Raw genomic sequence first — 17,126 nt, forward strand, 5'->3', positions numbered from 1 at the left:
CAGAGTTATACGCACGCAACAGACAGTTGATCTAATCCATCATCGGCCCGCGCGGCGCGCCGGCCACACGCTTCAAACCCACGCCGACTTCGTTCGTTTTCGCATGCAAGGCACACAGCAAGCTGCAGATGTTTTTCCCGATGCGGACGCGCTGCGCGCGCCGCGGTCCCTGGACGATCTGCTCCTGTACCGGCTCGCGCGCGCAGTGCGCACCGGCAGCGGCCTGGCCACGCGCCTGGTGGAAGGCGGCTTCGGCATCACCCGCCGCGAATGGGGAATGATCGCCACGCTCGCCCAGCACGGCGAGATGCGCTCGTCGACCCTGGCCGGCCACCTGAACCTCGACCGCGTGCGCACCTCGCGCGCGCTGCGCGGACTGGTCGAGAAGAAGCTCGCGACCCGCCGGCAGGATGCCGACGACCGGCGCGAGGTGCACGTGCGGCTGAGCACCGCCGGCCAGCAGCTCTACGACCGCGCGTTCCCGCGCGTCGCGGCGCTCAATACCGAACTGCTGCAGGGCATCGCGCCGGCGCACCTCGGGGTTTTTCTGCAGTGCCTGAAACAGCTTGAGGAACGCGGCCATGCGCTGAGCGCGCAGGGCGTGGTGATGGAGAAGGCGGACCGGCGTGCGGGGGGGACGCGGCACCGGTGGCCGGTGGGTGGCGTCTGAGCGCGCGCAGCCGCACCGCCGCCGGTTGGCTTACTTCGCCTGCAGCAACGCCCCCGCCTCCAGCAGCACCAGCTCGTTGTCGTCCGCCTGGTTCGGCATGCGGCTGCTCGAGAAGGGCAGGTTGTTGTCATTGCCGACGACGATGTGCGTGGCATCGACCACGTCGACGTTCTCGATGGTGAAGAACGGGAACTTGAACACGCCGTCGTTGAGCGGCTTGCGCGCGAGCCCGGCCGGGTCGGCGATGTTCAGCAGATCGATGTAGCCGATCTTGCGCACCGGGCCGCCGACGTTGGCGTCGCTCAGCTCGATCTTGTAGACGCGCTTGAACTTCGCGATGTCGTGGAAGCAGTCCGCGCGCTTCTGGCCCTCGGGGCAGGCCTTGTCGGCGGTGCCTTCGCCGTTGTCGCGCTCGATGACCAGGCCCGTCGTGGCGTCGATCATGTTGAAGTCGCCGATGGCATGGCCGTTCGCCTCGAGCACGTACTGCCAGTGGCGGCCGGTCCATTTCTCGCTCGCGACGTCGAACTCGAGCACGCGCAGCGCCTCCTTGCCCTCGACGCGCTCGTAGTCCTTGGCCTCGGCGTTCCACACCGGGCCTTCGAGCAGCGCGTAGAGCTTGCTGCCGTCCTTCGATGCGGCCATGCCCTCGAAGCCCTTCGAGCGCTTGACCTGGAAGTCGACCGCGCCGCCGGGCGCGCCGGGCGTGGTCACGTTCGGATGGTCGGGCGAGCGCACGGGCTTGCCGCCGACCTGGGTGTCGAACACCGCGAGCACCTTGCCCTTGCGGTCGGCCTTGATCAGGAAGGGACCGAACTCCTCGCCGATCCACAGTGCGCCGCCGGCGAACTGGAAGCTCTCGGGGTCGAAGTCGGCGCCGGTGAGATAGCGTTGCTTCGTGCCCTCCTGGACGATGCGGAACGGCACCTTCCTGTCGGGATCGTGCAGGAAGACGGTGTCGAGGCGCTCGACCCTGCCGCGCTGGAAGTCGACCTTGTAGTGGTTCAGGTAGAGCATGAAGTCGGGCGAGTTGACCTTGCTGCCGGCACCGTTGTCGGTGAGCACCCAGAAGCTGCCGTCGTCCATCCGCTTGATGCCCGAGTGGCCCTGCAGCGGCTGGCCCTGGAACGGCAGCGACACGCCGGTGCCGCGGCCGCCCGACAGACCCTCGACGCTGCCCACCGCCTCCACGCGCTTGCCGGTGGTGAACTTGCCGCTCACGCGCAGGTCGGCCGGCGCATCCTTGGGCGCGGCAACGAAGCTCTGTGCGGGCAGCAGCGCGTGGCCGGCGAGGGTGGCGGGAAAGGCGGTCTGGGCCGATGCCGCGGCACCGGCCAGGGCGCCGGCGGCGGCAATGCAAACGAGGGAGAGGCGCATCTTCTTCATGGAACGAAAGGATCGAAGTCGAAAACGCGAGACGATGCCGCCGGGGCATGACGTCGCGGTGACATCGACACCGGCGTCTCCTTCGCGCGCGCCGGCCGGCGCAAGGCCTCATGCGAGCGCAGCGCCCGCAAGGTGCCCGCGCGTGAACGCTTCCTCGAAGATCGAATAGCCCGACCAGTCCGCATGCGCGAACGAAAGCCGCCCGGCGGCGACGGTGCCGCGGCGCGTCGCATCCGCCGCGCCGAGCTGCGCGAGCAGGCCCGGCGTGGGCATGGCCATCGCGTGGCCGTAGCGCGTGATCTCGATGCGCGTGGCGAGCGCGGGCAGGTCGGGATGCGGCACCGAGAGCTCGGCGAGCAGCTCGTCGCGCCAAGCGGTCCAGGGCCGTTCGAGCAGCAGGCGGCGGCCGTCGCCCACGTCGTAGCGGCTCGGGCCCAGCGGGCGGTACCAGCTCAGCACCGTGCCGCGCGGCGTGGGGTCGAGCGACTGGTGGCGCGCATCGACGTAACCCAGGCCGCGCGTGCCGTGGATCACGTTGTCCCAGCTCGGCGCCGCGCCGGGGCGGTCGGCCAGCGGCGCGCGCAGGTGCACGTTGGCGACCAGCCAGGGCGCATGGCGCAGATGGGCGGCGGCGCTCTTCAGCAGCCCGGGCGGGTTCTCGACCACGCGCGCGGCGATGAACACCGGCAGCGCGACGATGCAGCGCTCGGCCTGCCAGCGCACGAGCGAATTCGAGGCCGCATCCCAGGCGTCGACCTCCACGCCGCCGCGCACTTCGGCGATGCGCATGACGACCTGCCCGGTGTGCAGCCGCTCGCCGAGCGGCGCGGCGAGCCGCTGCGTGAGCCAGCCGTTGCCTTCGGGCCAGGTGAGGACGCCGTCGCGCTCCGCGCCCGCGTCGCTGTCGCCGGCCGCGCCCGGCGCATGAAAGCCGTGCCGGCTCGCGAAGTAGTGGATGCCGGCCCAGGCCGAGACCTGCTCGATGCCGGCACCGTAGTCGTCGCGGCAGCAGTAGTCCAGATACCAGCGCAGGTGCGCGTCGCCGAAGCCTTCGGCATCGAGCCAGCGCGAGAACGCGACCGCATCGAGCGCCAGCAGCTCGGGGGTGTGCTCGGCGCGCAGCGCGGGAATGACGAAGTGCGCCGCATGCTGGAGCGCGTCGATGCGCTGCGCGAAGCGGCGGTACTGCGCCTGCGTGCCGGCGCCCACGCCGTGCACCGGCAGCAGGCCGTCCTGCCATTCGCCCTGGAAGAAAAGCCGCTCCTGCGGGCTGTGGCAGAGGCTGCGCTCGTCGTAGACCCAGCGGCCGGCGACGCGCTGGCGCAGGCCGAGTTCTTCCAGCAGGTCCTGCACCTCGTGCGCATCGTCGCCGGGCACCGGCAGGTAGTGGGCGCCGAGGGGGCAGGCGATGCCCCCGAGCCTGCCGCCGCGCGCGTTGCCGCCCGCGGTGTCCTCGAGTTCGAGCAGTGCGAAATCGTCGACGCCCGCGAGCCGCAGCGCACGCGCGGCCGCGAGGCCCGCCACGCCGCCGCCGGCGATCAGCACGCGCGTGCGGCGCGTGCGCGCGGGCGGCAGCGCCTTCAGCGTGCCGTCGCGCATCGCGTGGCCGCGCGCGAGGTCGACGCCGTTGAAGCCGCCTTCGATCGCCGGCGCCGGTTCGCAGCCCGCGAGCGCGAGCGCGCCGGCCGCCATGCCGAGGAATTCGCGCCGCTGCATCGCGCCGGACGCCGCTAGTGCCCCATGACCTTGCCCCACTCGCGCTCGTAGGTGGTGACCAGGGTCTGGTTGGAAAGCCGGTTCACGTCGGCCGGCACGCGCGCCATGTCGAGCGGGAAGTCGAACATCAGCGGCAGCGTGGCGGGCGACAGGAAACGCAGGCCCGCGGGCAGCGCATCGGGCAGGCGGTAGGGCCGGCGGCTCGCGATCACGAAGCCCCATTCGCCGAAGCTCGGCACGTGCGCGTGGTAGGGCGTGGCGGTGAGCCCGACCGATTCGATGGTGGTGGCGACCGTCCAGTAGCTCCTGCGCGCCACCAGCGGCGAGGTGGTCTGGATCACCGCGTAGCCGCTGGCCGCGAGACGCTTGTCGAGCAGCGCATAGAAGCTGCCGGTGTAGAGCTTGCCGATCGCGAAGTTGGTGGGATCGGGGAAGTCGACCACGATCACGTCGTAGAGGTCATCGGCGCCTTCGGGCTGCTGCAGCCAGCGGAAGGCATCGGTGTTGACGACCTTCACCTTCGGCGAGGACAGCGAATGCCCGTTGAGCGCGGCCAGGGTCTGGTGCGTGGTGAAGAGCGTCGTCATGTTCGGATCGAGTTCCACCAGCGTGACCGATTCGACCGAGGGGTACTTGAGGATCTCGCGCACCGCCATGCCGTCGCCGCCGCCGAGCACCGCCACCTTCTTCGGCGCGCCGTGCGCGGCCATCACCGGATGCACCAGCGCCTCGTGGTAGCGGTACTCGTCGCGCTCGGCGAACTGCAGGTTGCCGTTGAGGAAGAGGCGGTGGCCGAGCTGCCCGCGCGTGACGACGATGCGCTGGTAGGGCGAGCTGGCGCTGAAGACGATGCGGTCCTGGTAGAACTTGTCCTCGGCCAGCGTGGTGATGTGGTCGGCGCCGACGAAGCCTGCCACCAGCGCCGCGAGCGACAGCAGACAGGCCGCGAGGTGCGCGCCGACGCGCCGCAGCTCGTGGCGGAACAGCCAGAGCGCCCACAGCGCCACCGCCGCGTTCATGAAGCCGAACAGCAGGCCCGTGCGGATCATGCCGAGCTGCGGCACCAGGATCAGCGGGAACGCCACCGACACCGCAAGGGCGCCGAGGTAGTCGAAGGTCAGCACCTGCGAGACCAGGTTCTTGAGCACCACGTTGCGCTTGAGGATGCGCATCACGAGCGGAATCTCGAGCCCGACCAGCGTGCCGACCACCATCACCAGCCCGTAGAGCAGCAGCCGGAAGGCGCCCCGGCACGTAGGCGTTGGCCAGGAAGAGGATTGCCGGCAGCGCACCGCCGATCAGCGCCACCAGCAGCTCGATGCGCAGGAAGTGCGCCGGCAGCTGGCGCTCGAAATAGCGCGACAGCCACGAGCCCACGCCCATCGCGAACAGGTAGGTGCCGATGATGGTGCTGAACTGCAGCACCGAGTCGCCGAGCAGGTAGGAGCTCAGCGCGGCCGCGGTCAGCTCGTAGACGAGGCCGCAGGCCGCGACCACGAACACGCTCGCGAGCAGCGCGATCTCGACCGGTTGCGGCCCCTTGGGGGCGGCCTGCGGACTGGCGGAAGGTTGCATGGGTCAGGCGGTCGCCGCCGGGCCGCCCCAAGGCGGACCGCGCCTCCCCCTCGGGGGGTGGCGAATGACACGCAGCGAAGCGGAGTGCAAAGCCGGGGGGCTAGTGAATTGCGGCAGCGACGATGATGCTGATGCCGAGGCTCATCGCCGCGACCACGAGGCCGAGCGCGACGTTCTGCTTCTCCACGATCTCGTTCCACAGGTCGTAGGGCGTGAGCTTGTCGATGATGAGGAAGCACAGCCAGAAGATCACCACGCCGATCAGCGCATAGACGAGCGATCCGAGGACCACGCCCGGTTTCAGCCATTCAAATCCCATGGGGACCTCCAGTCGTAGTAGCAGAAGAAAGAAAAGAACAACGCGGCATCGGCGGCCTCACTTGTGGCCGCCGCCGCTCGAGTAGCCGCCGTAGGAGCCGCCTGAGCCGCGGTAGCCGCTCGAGGAGCCGCTGCTGCTGCAGGTGCTCAGGATGATCAGCAGCACGATGAGGACGATCACGATCAGGATGATCGTCCCGCAGCCCAGCCCCGAGGCGGCGCTGACGGGCAGCGCGTCGCTGCGCGTGAACAGGTCCTTCTTGTCGTCGAGCTTGAAGGCGGCCGAGATCACGCCGCTGTCGAGCTTGCTGCCCGAGGACCAGGTCAGCTCGTTGGCCGAACGCTCCATCGACAGCAGGGCCTTGCCGTTGGCGAAGTCGCGGTTGAAGGTCTTCTGCCCGCGTTCGACCTGCCAGTAGAACTCGCCCGCCACGTAGGTGGTCTCGGCGTTGTAGGCGTACTGCTGCTGGTAGCGCGTGCCCAGGTAGGTGGCGCTGTGGCCGTTCTCGGCCATCTGCGGGGCGCCCGTGGTCGGCTTGACCATGCTCCAGCCGTCCTCGGCATCGACGAGGAAGCTGAAGCCGCGCTTCTTGTTGTAGAGCAGGTATTCGTTCCAGCCGAAGTGCTCGTCGTCGCCGGGCTCCACGCCCATGCGGTGCTGGAAGCCCACCACCTGCCATTGGGCGCCCTGCAGCTGGCCGGTGCTGCCGAGCGGGATCAGCGGCCGGACCGGTTCGTCCTGCTCGGCGTGCCGCAGCTCGCCGCCGATGCCGTGCGTCAGGTCGATGATGCTGTTGCACGAGCGGCAGGTGATGCTCTTGCTCTGGGCGAAGTTCACCGTGACCGGCGCGCCGCAGTTCGGGCAGTTGAAGGCGCGGCCTTTCTCTTCCTTGGCCGATTCGTCGCGCAGGCCGGTGAGCTGCAGATCCTCGAGCTGCACCGAGCGCCCGAGGTAGGCGCCCGGCGGCTGCGTGCCGTAGTCGAGGCTGAGCACCAGGCCGTTCTCGCTGCGCAGCTCGACCATCGGGAACGGGCGGCCGAGTTCGGGCAGGTGCGGCAGCTCGCCCTGCGCCGACAGCAACGCCACCTGCTCGTTCGAGGAGACGGTGTAGCTCTGGCCGTTGAAGGCGCTGGTCGCGCCCACGCGCAGGTCGGTCGGCGGCGGCGCGGCGCGCTGCAGCGCGAACGGCAGCGCGAACACGTAGGCGCCGTTGTCCTCGCTCAGGATGCCGGTGCGGTCGCCATCGAGCGCGACGATCCATTCGGTCCAGCGGCCGCCGGGATGGCTGTACTGCAGCCGGCCGACGACGGTGAAGGGCTGGTCCTGGATGCGGCCCGCGGCGAACAGCTGCAGCGGACTGAAGTCGTCGAAGAGCTCCGCCATCTTGCCGACGCGCGCGAGCGTCTCGCCCCGTCGCACGACGGTGCTCTGGCAGTACGGGCAGACCGCATGCGTGGATTGCGCGGACCTGAATTCGACCGGCGCGCCGCAGCCGGGGCAGGGCGCACGGTAGGCGCGCTGGGCGCCTGCTTGCTCGACCATGCTGGTTGTTAGACCAGCTTCTTGAGCAATTCGGCCTTCTTGGCGTCGAACTCTTCCTGCGTCAGGATGCCCTTGCTCTTGAGCTCACCGAGCTTCTCGAGCGTGGTCATCACGTCGGCCGGGCTCACCACCGCCACCGCGGGCTGCTGGTGGGTCGCCGCGGCCTGGGCCGCGGCGTTGGGGCTCAGCCCCTGCGCGAGGTTCTGCGCCAGCACCTGGCCGAGCGCCACGCCGGCACCGAGCCCCATGGCGTCGCCCGCAATGCCGCCGCCGCCGTTGCCGGCACCCTCGGCGAACTTGGGGATCGCCTGCGCGGTCTGGTACTGCATGAACTTGCCCATGTCGTTGCCGACCATGCCCATGCCGATCTTCTGGTCGAGGATCTTCTGCAGCTCTTCGGGCAGCGAGACGTTCTGCACCGTGATGTTCTCGAGCTTGATGCCGATCTTTTCGAACTCGGGCACGAGCTGCGCGGCAAGCGCCTGCGCGAACTGGATCTGGTTGGCCGCCAGGTCGAGGAAGGGCACGCCGCTCGCGGCGATCGCATTGCTGATGTTCTGCAGCACCAGGCCGCGCAGCTGGCCGTCGAGGTCGGCCACCGTGTAGGTGTCGCGCGTGCCGGAGATCTCGGTGTGGAACCGCTTGGCATCGCCGATGCGGAAGCTGTAGTTGCCGAAGGCGCGCAGGCGCACCGCGCCGAAGTCCTTGTCGCGGATGGTGATGGGCTGCGGCGTGCCCCACTTCTGGTCCACCTGCTGGCGCGTGCTGAAGAAGTAGACGTCGCTCTTGAAGGGGGACTCGAAGAGCTTGTCCCAGTTCTTCAGGTACGTGAGCACGGGCAGCGTCTGCGTCGTGAGCTTGTACATGCCGGGGCCGAACACGTCGGCCACCTGGCCTTCGTTGACGAACACCGCGACCTGCGACTCGCGCACCGTGAGCGAGGCGCCGTTCTGGATTTCCATCTCCGCCATCGGAAAGCGCCAGGCGAGCGTGCCGTCGCCCGTCTCGGTCCACTGGATGATGTCGATGAACTGTTTCTTGATGAAATCCATCAGGGCCATGGTCACTCCTCGTGTGTTTTTTCCCGGACTGCGCATATTGCCACAGCGTTAACAAAGCTTGACGTCGGTCCGGCCGGCCGGGCGGCCTATGCCTGAATGGCCGAGGTCTACAATCGGCGCCCCCAGAAGAAGCGCTGCTAGGAGCAACGGCCAATGTCCGATTCGACCTCATCGATCCCCACGCCCGAAGACAAGCGCGCGCAGCTGCGGCGCGCCGCCCTCGAGTACCACGAGCTTCCGGTGCCGGGCAAGATTGCCATCGCCGCCACCAAGCAGATGGTCAACCAGCGCGACCTGTCGCTGGCCTATTCGCCCGGCGTGGCCGCGCCCTGCGAGGAAATCGTCAAGGACCCGGCCAACGCCTTCAAGTACACGGCGCGCGGCAACCTGGTGGCGGTGATCACCAACGGCACCGCGGTGCTCGGCCTCGGCGACATCGGCCCGCTGGCCTCCAAGCCGGTGATGGAAGGCAAGGGCGTGCTGTTCAAGAAGTTCGCCGGCGTCGACGTGTTCGACATCGAGATCGACGAGAAGGACCCGGCCAAGCTGGTCGAGGTGATCGCCGCGCTGGAGCCGACCTTCGGCGCCATCAACCTCGAGGACATCAAGGCGCCCGACTGCTTCTACATCGAGCGCGAGCTGCGCAAGCGCATGAAGATCCCGGTCTTCCACGACGACCAGCACGGCACCGCGATCACGGTGGCCGCGGCCATGCTCAACGGCCTCAAGGTCGCGGGCAAGGACATCAGCGAGGTCAAGCTGGTCACCTCCGGCGCGGGCGCCGCGGCGCTCGCCTGCCTGAACCTGCTGCTCAAGGTGGGCCTGAAGCGCGAGAACGTGTTCGTGACCGACCTCGCCGGCGTGGTCTACGAAGGCCGCACCGAACTCATGGACGACGACAAGCGCCAGTACATGCAGAAGACCACGGCGCGCACGCTCTCGGAGGTGATCGAGGGCGCCGACGTGTTCCTCGGCCTCTCGGCCGGCGGCGTGCTCAAGCCCGCGATGGTGGCGCGCATGGCGCCGCGGCCGGTGATCTTCGCGCTGGCCAACCCAAATCCCGAGATCTCGCCCGAGGAAGCGCATGCGGTGCGCCCCGACGTGATCATGGCCACCGGCCGCACCGACTACCCGAACCAGGTCAACAACGTCCTGTGCTTCCCGTACATCTTCCGCGGCGCGCTCGACTCGGGCGCGACCACGATCACCGACGAGATGGAGATCGCCGCGGTGCATGCGATCGCCGAGCTGGCCCAGGCCGAGCAGAGCGAGCGCGTGGCGGCCGCCTACGTCGGCGAGAAGCTGAGCTTCGGCCCCGAGTACCTGATCCCGAAGCCCTTCGATCCGCGCCTGATGATGAAGATCGCGCCGGCCGTGGCCCGGGCGGCCGAGGAGAGCGGCGTGGCGCTGCGCCCGATCAAGGACATGGACGCCTACCGCGACAAGCTGCAGAGCTTCGTCTACGCATCGGGCACCACGATGAAGCCGATCTTCGACGCCGCCAAGCGCGCCGCGAAGAAGCGCGTGGCCTATTGCGAGGGCGAGGAAGAGCGCGTGCTGCGCGCCGCGCAGATCGTGGTCGACGAGGGCATCGCGCGCCCGACGCTGATCGGCCGGCCGGCCATCATCGCGCAGCGCATCGAGAAGTTCGGCCTGCGGCTCAAGGAAGAGCTGGACTACGACATCGTCAACGTCGAGCAGGACCACCGCTACCGCGACTTCTGGCAGACCTACCACCGCATGACCGAGCGCAAGGGCCAGACGGTGCAGACCGCCAAGATCGAGATGCGCCGCCGCCTGACGCTGATCGGCGCCATGCTGCTGCACAAGGACGAGGTCGACGGCATGATCTGCGGCACCTGGGGCACCACGCTGATCCACCTGCACTACATCGACCAGGTGATCGGCAAGCGCCCCGGCGGCTGCGCGAGCACGCCGCAGGACGTGCCGGTGTACGCCTGCATGAACGGCCTGCTGCTGCCCGACCGCCAGGTGTTCCTGGTCGACACGCACGTCAACTACGACCCCACGCCCGAGGAACTGGCCGAGATCACCACGATGGCGGCCGAGGAAATGATGCGCTTCGGCCTCAAGCCGAAGGCGGCGCTGCTGTCGCATTCGAACTTCGGCACCAGCAACGAGCCGAGCGCGGTCAAGATGCGCAAGACCCTCGACCTGCTGCGCGTGCAGGCCCCCTGGCTCGAGGTCGACGGCGAGATGCACGGCGACGTGGCGCTCGACAGCAAGCAGCGCGCGGTCGTCATGCCGCACAGCGCGCTGGCCGGCGACGCCAACCTGCTCGTTTTCCCGAACATCGACGCAGCCAATATTTCTTACAACCTGCTCAAGACGGCGGCAGGCGGCAACATCGCGATCGGCCCGGTGCTGCTCGGTGCGGCCAAACCCGTGCACATTCTCACCGCCAGCGCAACCGTGCGCCGCATCGTCAACATGACAGCGCTGACGGTGGCCGACGCCAACGCCGAGAGATAAGCCCTCGGAAGAGAGTGGCTACCCACTTAAGGGGCCACTCTCCAGCCCCTCGCACTGCTCAAACTTTGGGCAGTCGCTTGCTATTTTCGCCAGCGTGGTGCACACTCGCGGGCTTGAATTTGCGGGTTAACCCCAAGGTTTACCGCCGATTCGGAATCCCGCTCTTTTCTTGTGGTGCCCCATGGCGGCTTACGCCTCGATCACGTCCTCTTTCACTAAGTTTGCGCTCACCGGCTTCATGCTGGCGGCGTTGGCGACGGGGGCAGGGGCCCGCGAATGGTTCGGCGCCGGAAAGTCCGCCCAGGAAACCATCGCCCTGTCCGATCTGCCGGCACAGGGACGGCGTACCTACGAGGCCATTCTGAACGGCGGCCCCTTCCGATACGAAAAGGACGGCACGGTATTCGGCAATCGCGAGCGTCTTCTGCCGCCGGCGCGGCGCGGTCACTACCGCGAGTACACGGTGGCAACGCCCGGCTCGCGCGACCGCGGTGCCCGGCGCATCGTCTGCGGCGGTGAGCAGCGAACGGCACCCGAGGCCTGCTGGTACACGGCGGACCACTATGCGAGTTTCAGGCGGATCGCGCCATGAGCGATGACAAAGACTTGAGCGGCGCCCCGAAGCGCCCCGAAGAAATGATGATGACTATGGAAAAAACAGCGGAGATGACCTTATCCCTTCGTTCCGTGCGCCCGAACATCGTGCAGTCGATTCGCGCTTTCCGCGTGAACGAACTGCAGGAGGCCGCCAATGCCGCGGGCCAGCATTTCCTGTACGCGAACCTGGGCAACGCCCAGACCAAGCAGGACGTGCTCGACCTGATCGCCCAGCAGTTCACCTTTCCGGCGCACTTCGGGAAGAACTTCGACGCGCTGTACGACTGCATGACCGACCCGTTGCATAAATCGGGCCCGCAGCCCGGTTTCGTGATCGTGCTCGAGCAGATCCCGGCCAACGCCAAGTTCGACAAGGAAGCGCGCGAGCAGCTGCTCGACATCTTCCGCGACGCCGCCGACTACTGGGGAGACCGGAAAGTCCCATTCCGGTGCTTCTATTCTTTTCTGTAGCCCGTTCTGCATCCACCAGCCAAGCAGAACGGGCGAACGAGGCTCAGCCGAACGGCGCAGCACTCGATGGCATCGAAATCAACGGCAACACCACCGCCACGACCGCGACGGCGGCCGCCACGGAACCTGAAGGCGAGAAGATGCCGACCGACAAACTGGTCGACGTCTCGCCGCTCGCGTTGCGCATGAGCAGCCCCTTCAATGCAGGTTACTGGCTCGCCGCGGCATAGCCCACCCCCGAAGCGGCTCACTTCGTGTAGCCGCCTCCCCCTCGAGGGGGCAACACCTGCGGCCTGGCAGAGCCAGTTCCGCGGTGTTTCCCGAACGAAAGCCCGCCTCGGCGGGCTTTTTCTATGGGGTGGGCGCAACGGCCTGCGCCAGCGCGACGTACTCCGCCACGGGCACTTCCTCGGCGCGGCGCTGCAGATCGAATTCGCCGGCGAAGGCGTGCGCCTCGAGCCACTTGCCCAGCGTGTGCCGCATGATCTTGCGGCGCTGGCTGAAGGCGACCTGCACGATCTCGCCGAGGCGGGCGGCATCGACGGCCGGAGGTTCGGCGAGCGGCACCATGCGCACCACGGCACTGTCGACGCGCGGCGGGGGGTCGAAGCTCTCGGGCGGCACGAACAGCACGTTCTCCATCTCGTAGCGCCACTGCAGCATCACGCTCAGGCGGCTGTAGTCGGACGTGGCCGGGCGGGCCACCATGCGGTCGATCACTTCCTTCTGCAGCATGAAGTGCTGGTCGGCCACGAGGTGGGCGAAGCCCAGCAGGTGGAACAGGATGGGCGTCGAGATGTTGTAGGGCAGGTTGCCCACCACCCGCAGCGGCGTGGCGAAGCGGCCGGCCAGTTCCGCGAAGTCGACCTTGAGCACGTCGGACTCGATCACCTCGAGCTGCGGATGCTCGCGCAGGCGCTTCGCGAGGTCGCGGTCGAGCTCGACCACGGTGAGCCGCCCGAGCCGCTCGACCAGCGGCTGCGTGAGCGCCGCGAGCCCCGGACCGATCTCGACCATCGCATCGCCGGGCTGCGGCGCGATCTCCTTCACGATCGCATCGATGATCCCGCCGTCGGACAGGAAGTGCTGCCCGAACCGCTTCCGGGCGATGTGCTGCGCCATCAGGACTGCGGCGGGTCGCGGTATTCCACGTAGGCGCGTGCGCGCACTTCCTGCACCCAGGTGGTGAAGGCCTCCTCGACGCGCTGCTCGCGCAGCACGGCGCGCGCGGCCTCGCGCTGCTCGGCCTGCGTGAGCTTGGATTCGCGGCGTCCGACCACCTGGATCAGGTGCACGCCGAAGCGCGACACGACAGGGTCGCTGATCTGCCCGGGCGCGAGCCGGTCCATGGCTTCCTCGAACTCGGGCACGAACTGTCCGGGCCGCGACCAGCCGAGGTCGCCGCCTTCCTTGGCGCTCGCGTCCTGCGAGTTGTCGCGCGCGAGGCCGGCGAAGTCGGCGGTGCCGGCCTGCAGGCGGCGCTTGAACTCCGCGAGCTGCGCCACGGCCTGCGCGGTGGTGCGCTTCGGGTCGTTGAGCAGCAGGATGTGGCGCACCTGCGTCTGCGTCACCGTGGCGTCGGTCGCGCCGAGCTGGGCCTTGGCCAGCACCTTGAGCACGTGGAAGCCCGCGCCCGAGCGGATCGGCCCCGCGATGCCGTTGACCGGCGTCGACTGCACGGCTTCGACGAAGAGCGAGGGGTAGCGGTCGGCGGTGCGCATGCCGATCGCGCCGCCGTTGGCACGGTCGGGCGAATCGGAGTTCTCCTGCACCAGCTTGGCGAAGTCCTCGCCCGAGCGCGCGCGCTGCGCGAGGCCCTGGGCCTTCTGCTGCAGCGTGGCCACCTGTGCGTCGGTGGCGTTCTCGGGCACGGCCACCAGCAGGTGGGCGAGGTTGATGTTCTGCAGCGCCGCGTCCTTGTTGGGCGCATTGCGCTGGTCGCGCAGGTATTCGTCGGCCTCGGCGTCGCTGATCTTGATCTTCGATTCCACCTCGCGGTCGCGCAGCCGCGTGAGCAGCAGCTGGTCGCGCAGGTCATTGCGGAATTCGCGCGGCGAGATGCCTTCGGCCACCACGCGGCGGCGCAGTTCCTCGACGGTGAGCTGGTTCTGGCGCGCCACGGTCTGCTCCGCCTGGTCGATGGCGACGTCGTCCACCTTGATGCCGCTTTCCTTCGCTAGCTGCAACTGGGCGCGTTCGGAGATCAGCCGCTCGAGCACCAAGCGGGTGAGTTCGGCGCGCGGCGCGCGCTGGGCTTCGGGGTTCTCCTGGATCAGGCGCGTGACGCGCGACTGCACCTCGGTGTTGGTGATCGGCTCGGAGTTGACGAGCGCGACGATGTATTCGGCCGAGCGCTGCACCGGCGGTGCGCTGGGCGCCGCGCTGCGCGGGGCCGGCGGCGCGAGGCGGGGGCCCGCGCGCATGATGTCCGTGATGCCGCTGCCGCCGCCGGGGCGCAGCCCCTGCGCGCCGGCGCTCGCGGCCAGTGCCACCAGGCAGCCCAGGGTGAGGATGGAACGGGTGTGTTTCATGGCGTGCTCGATCGTCTCAGTCGTAATTGGTGAAGCGGCTCGGCCCTTCGGTGGGCGTGCGCAGGGGCTGGTAGCGCTGGATGTTGGAGCGCAGGGTCTGCATGGGGCTCGATCCGATGCTCGAGAAGCCGACGAACTCGAGCTGGAACATGATGCGGGTGTTGGCCGTCACCTGGCCGGTGGTGATGCGCTGCAGCACCACGCGTCCGATCCAGCAGCAGCCGTCGTACTCGAAGCCGAGCACGCCGTCGGTGAGCTTCCGGTCCTGCAGGCTGTAGTTGAGCCGGCCGACCGCGTACCAGCGACCGCCGCCCTGGCCCTTGCCGGGGCCGAGGTCCTTGCCCTTGTCGCCCCACAGGTCGTTGATCGGCCACTGCCAGCCGACGTCGATGGACTTGTTGCCGTCGGTCGCGGTGGGGGTGGTCGGCGCCTGGTAGCGGAAGGCCGCGCTCAGGTTGCGGTACGGGCCCGGGTTGTAGCGCGCGCTGATGGCCGCGCGCTCGGAGCGCTGGGTGTCGGGGTTGTACTGGACGACCGTGTCCAGGCTCCACTTGGGCGTCCAGTTGATCTGCGCGCCCACGAGCAGGTCGCTCGCGCGGTCGGTCACCGGCGTGCCGTTCGGCAGCGTGACGCGCTGGTCGCTGAAGCGCAGCCGCTGCGCGACGCCGAAGCGCGCCGCCTCGGCGCCGGTGTCGGGGTCGATCAGGCGCGAGGTCACGCCGAGCGTGAGCGTGTTGGTGTCGGAGATGCGGTCGTTGCCCGAGAACGCGTTCTCGGTGTAGATGGTCGCGAAGCTGAAGTCGTTCTGCGCCGAATCGTAGTTCGGCAGCATGCTCTGGTTGCGGAACGGCGTGTAGACGTAGTAGGCGCGCGGCTCCAGCGTCTGGCGGAAGGCGCGGCCGAAGTAGCTCGCGTCGCGCTCGAAGATCAGCCCGCTGTCGAGGCTGAAGGTCGGCACCGTGCGGTTGCTCGAGGTGCCGAAGAAGTAGAGCGAATTCTGGTTGTACGGCACGCCGTTGACGTACGTGGTGCCGTTCACCGTGAGCTTCGGCACGTCCGACTGCGGCAGGTAGTAGTTGTACGAGGCCGTGTTCAGCTGCAGCTTCGGGATCACGAAGGAGCTCGGCGTGATGAACGGCCGGCTGATCGAGGCGATCGCGAGTGCGCGGTCGCCGTCGGGCTGCGACTGCTGGACGATGTCGAAGCCCGGCTGGCCGGCCAGGATGGTGTTGACCCGGAACCGCGTGTAGTCGAGGTTCAGCGCCACGTCGAAGCCGTGCCAGTCGTACTTGGCGTAGTTGGCCGTGATCTGCGGCATGCGGTCGTACGACGGCACGATCGGCGACAGGTTGTACTGCAGCGTCTGGTAGCGCAGCGCTCGGATGCCGCCGCTCCAGTCACCCTTGCTCCAGTTGAGCGACGCGTCGTTCGACAGCTGCCGCGCCGCCAGCGTGGGCGTGCGCGTGAAGTCGCGCCAGTAGTCGTTGTCGCTGACGCGGTTGATGTTGATGCTGGCCGAGAGCGAATCGAGACCGAGCGCCTTGGCGTCGAAGTCCTGGTGGTGATTGGCCCAGATGCCCCAGCGCTTGGTGCTCGGGCGCGGCCCGAACGTGAGGTCGGAAGCCGAGATCTCGCCGTTGTTGAACTGCTGGAGCTGCGCGGCGCGGGCCTCGTTGTAGCGCTGGCCCACGAGGCGGTCGCTGCCCATCAGGTCGAGGCGGATGCTGCCGCTGTACTGCTTCTCGAGGTAGCGGAACTCCGAGCCCAGGTTGAGCCCGCGCTTGCTCATCAGCGTGGGCGTGAACGTGGCGTCGCGGTTCGGCGCGATGTTCCAGTAGTAGGGCTGCGAGATCTCGATGCCGTTGGTGTTGTCGATGCCGACCGTGGGCGGCAGCAGGCCGCTCTTGCGCTCGTTCGACAGCGGGAAGCTCACGCTCGGCAGCGCCGGCGTGCTGATGCCCATGAAGCTCAGGCGCGCGTCGGTGGCGACGCCGACGTTCTCCTCGGTGTCGGTGGTCAGCGTGGCCGCGCTCAGCAGCCAGGCCGGCATCCAGCCGGGGAAGTCCTCGCGGCGGCAGGTGGTGTAGGTGGCGGCGCGGGCCACCGACACGTTGCTGTCGACGAAGTCGATGCGCTGCGCTTCGCCATGGCCGCCGGTCGCGAGGAAGCTGTAGCGCACGTTGTTGAAGAAGCCCTCGAAGGTCTCGAGCTTGAGCTGGAGCTCGGGGCCTTCGTACACGTTGCCGGCCTGGTTGACGCGCACGTTGCCGGTGGCGCGGGCGCGGTCCTCGGGCTGGTAGTACTCGAGCCGGTCGGCGGTGATCGCGAGCTCGCCGCGGCGCAGCGTGGCGTTGCCTTCGACCACGGTCTCCAGATCCTGGCGGCCCGAGAGGCGGTCGCCGGTGATCAGGCTCGGCAGTTGGCTGCGCACGTTGTCGGGCAGGGTTTCGGTCAGCTGCGGCGTGCGCTTGAGCGTGAGCGGGCCGTCGAGGCCGCCGGCCGGCTGGGCGGACGCGCCGTGCGCATGCAGCAGCGCGAGCGACAGCACGGCCAGCGGCAGGGGCGGCCCCGGGCGCCGCAAGGCGACGGCACGCCGGCGCATCAGGCCCCGCTCCGCGTCGTTCCGGGAACGGCCCGCGCCCCGGCCGCCCGGGGTTGCGAGTGCACAGGGTGCCAAACGGGGGAGCTTTGGATCGTAGGCATCGGTCAGGAACGAAGATCGTCGGGAGGACGGCGCGGCAGGCCGGCAGGTTGCAGGAGCCGGC

At 68.6% G+C, this 17,126-nt stretch carries 13 protein-coding genes and 1 pseudogene; 5 read left to right on the forward strand and 9 right to left on the reverse strand.

What is annotated here, in order from left to right; genetic code table 11:
* Positions 1-103: 103 nt before the first annotated feature.
* The gene (locus M2165_RS09625) at positions 104-670 is read left to right on the forward strand and encodes a MarR family transcriptional regulator (RefSeq protein ID WP_280814424.1); all 567 of its coding nucleotides are present in this window, start codon (positions 104-106) and stop codon (positions 668-670) included.
* A gap of 30 nt (positions 671-700) precedes the next feature.
* Here M2165_RS09625 and M2165_RS09630 read toward each other — a convergent pair whose 3' ends face one another.
* From M2165_RS09630 to M2165_RS09655, 6 genes and pseudogenes are all read right to left on the reverse strand, one after another.
* Positions 701-2,047, reverse strand: coding sequence for an esterase-like activity of phytase family protein (locus tag M2165_RS09630; RefSeq protein WP_280817507.1), 1,347 nt, complete (start codon positions 2,045-2,047; stop codon positions 701-703).
* Positions 2,048-2,164: 117 nt separating this feature from the next.
* A complete protein-coding gene (locus M2165_RS09635; protein ID WP_280814425.1) occupies positions 2,165-3,772 on the reverse strand; it encodes an FAD-dependent oxidoreductase in 1,608 nt (535 codons plus the stop codon).
* Between the two features lie 14 nt (positions 3,773-3,786).
* Positions 3,787-5,347, reverse strand: a pseudogene (locus tag M2165_RS09640) (polyamine aminopropyltransferase).
* Positions 5,348-5,447: 100 nt separating this feature from the next.
* Entirely contained in the window at positions 5,448-5,666 is a 219-nt protein-coding gene (locus tag M2165_RS09645; RefSeq protein WP_280814426.1) for a DUF350 domain-containing protein, read from the reverse strand.
* Positions 5,667-5,723: 57 nt separating this feature from the next.
* On the reverse strand, positions 5,724-7,208 hold the full coding sequence (locus M2165_RS09650) for a DUF4178 domain-containing protein (protein ID WP_280814427.1): 1,485 nt from the start codon (positions 7,206-7,208) through the stop codon (positions 5,724-5,726).
* An 8-nt stretch (positions 7,209-7,216) separates the two neighbouring features.
* Positions 7,217-8,269: an SPFH domain-containing protein gene (locus M2165_RS09655; RefSeq protein WP_280814428.1), complete on the reverse strand. Its 1,053-nt coding sequence runs from the start codon at positions 8,267-8,269 to the stop codon at positions 7,217-7,219.
* A gap of 153 nt (positions 8,270-8,422) precedes the next feature.
* On the opposite strand from M2165_RS09655, the gene M2165_RS09660 reads away from it, so the two are divergent.
* The 4 genes from M2165_RS09660 (at position 8,423) to M2165_RS09675 (ending at position 12,060) form a co-directional block, all read left to right on the forward strand.
* Positions 8,423-10,762 carry an NADP-dependent malic enzyme gene (locus M2165_RS09660; RefSeq protein WP_280814429.1) on the forward strand — a complete coding sequence of 780 codons (2,340 nt, stop codon included), beginning with the start codon at positions 8,423-8,425 and terminating at the stop codon, positions 10,760-10,762.
* 181 nt (positions 10,763-10,943) lie between these two features.
* On the forward strand, positions 10,944-11,354 hold the full coding sequence (locus M2165_RS09665; RefSeq protein ID WP_280814430.1) for a ribonuclease domain-containing protein: 411 nt from the start codon (positions 10,944-10,946) through the stop codon (positions 11,352-11,354).
* A 50-nt stretch (positions 11,355-11,404) separates the two neighbouring features.
* Entirely contained in the window at positions 11,405-11,830 is a 426-nt protein-coding gene (locus M2165_RS09670) for a barstar family protein (protein ID WP_280817508.1), read from the forward strand.
* Positions 11,809-12,060: a hypothetical protein gene (locus M2165_RS09675; RefSeq protein WP_280814431.1), complete on the forward strand. Its 252-nt coding sequence runs from the start codon at positions 11,809-11,811 to the stop codon at positions 12,058-12,060. Before M2165_RS09670 ends, M2165_RS09675 begins: the two co-directional genes overlap by 22 nt.
* 121 nt (positions 12,061-12,181) lie before the next feature.
* Here M2165_RS09675 and rsmA read toward each other — a convergent pair whose 3' ends face one another.
* Genes rsmA through M2165_RS09690 form a run of 3 tightly spaced genes read right to left on the reverse strand, consistent with a single transcriptional unit; the run spans position 12,182 to position 16,963 of the window.
* Entirely contained in the window at positions 12,182-12,952 is a 771-nt protein-coding gene (rsmA, locus tag M2165_RS09680; RefSeq protein WP_280814432.1) for a 16S rRNA (adenine(1518)-N(6)/adenine(1519)-N(6))-dimethyltransferase RsmA, read from the reverse strand.
* Positions 12,952-14,361, reverse strand: a complete 1,410-nt coding sequence (locus M2165_RS09685) for a peptidylprolyl isomerase (RefSeq protein WP_280814433.1) — start codon at positions 14,359-14,361, stop codon at positions 12,952-12,954. The genes rsmA and M2165_RS09685 overlap by 1 nt, the downstream gene beginning before the upstream one ends.
* A 16-nt stretch (positions 14,362-14,377) precedes the next feature.
* Positions 14,378-16,963, reverse strand: a complete 2,586-nt coding sequence (locus M2165_RS09690) for an LPS-assembly protein LptD (protein WP_280814434.1) — start codon at positions 16,961-16,963, stop codon at positions 14,378-14,380.
* Positions 16,964-17,126 lie beyond the last annotated feature (163 nt).

Source organism: Variovorax sp. TBS-050B (assembly GCF_029893635.1).
In the GTDB taxonomy this organism is placed as follows: Bacteria; Pseudomonadota; Gammaproteobacteria; order Burkholderiales; family Burkholderiaceae_C; genus Variovorax.

Excerpts from the sequence above, each read along its gene's own strand:
- M2165_RS09625 (WP_280814424.1), top strand. The coding sequence starts at position 104 with ATGCAAGGCACACAGCAAGCTGCAGATGTTTTTCCCGATGCGGACGCG.
- M2165_RS09630 (WP_280817507.1), bottom strand. The coding sequence starts at position 2,047 with ATGCGCCTCTCCCTCGTTTGCATTGCCGCCGCCGGCGCCCTGGCCGGT.
- M2165_RS09635 (WP_280814425.1), bottom strand. The coding sequence starts at position 3,772 with ATGCAGCGGCGCGAATTCCTCGGCATGGCGGCCGGCGCGCTCGCGCTC.
- M2165_RS09645 (WP_280814426.1), bottom strand. The coding sequence starts at position 5,666 with ATGGGATTTGAATGGCTGAAACCGGGCGTGGTCCTCGGATCGCTCGTC.
- M2165_RS09650 (WP_280814427.1), bottom strand. The coding sequence starts at position 7,208 with ATGGTCGAGCAAGCAGGCGCCCAGCGCGCCTACCGTGCGCCCTGCCCC.
- M2165_RS09655 (WP_280814428.1), bottom strand. The coding sequence starts at position 8,269 with ATGGCCCTGATGGATTTCATCAAGAAACAGTTCATCGACATCATCCAG.
- M2165_RS09660 (WP_280814429.1), top strand. The coding sequence starts at position 8,423 with ATGTCCGATTCGACCTCATCGATCCCCACGCCCGAAGACAAGCGCGCG.
- M2165_RS09665 (WP_280814430.1), top strand. The coding sequence starts at position 10,944 with ATGGCGGCTTACGCCTCGATCACGTCCTCTTTCACTAAGTTTGCGCTC.
- M2165_RS09670 (WP_280817508.1), top strand. The coding sequence starts at position 11,405 with ATGACTATGGAAAAAACAGCGGAGATGACCTTATCCCTTCGTTCCGTG.
- rsmA (WP_280814432.1), bottom strand. The coding sequence starts at position 12,952 with ATGGCGCAGCACATCGCCCGGAAGCGGTTCGGGCAGCACTTCCTGTCC.
- M2165_RS09685 (WP_280814433.1), bottom strand. The coding sequence starts at position 14,361 with ATGAAACACACCCGTTCCATCCTCACCCTGGGCTGCCTGGTGGCACTG.
- M2165_RS09690 (WP_280814434.1), bottom strand. The coding sequence starts at position 16,963 with ATGCGCCGGCGTGCCGTCGCCTTGCGGCGCCCGGGGCCGCCCCTGCCG.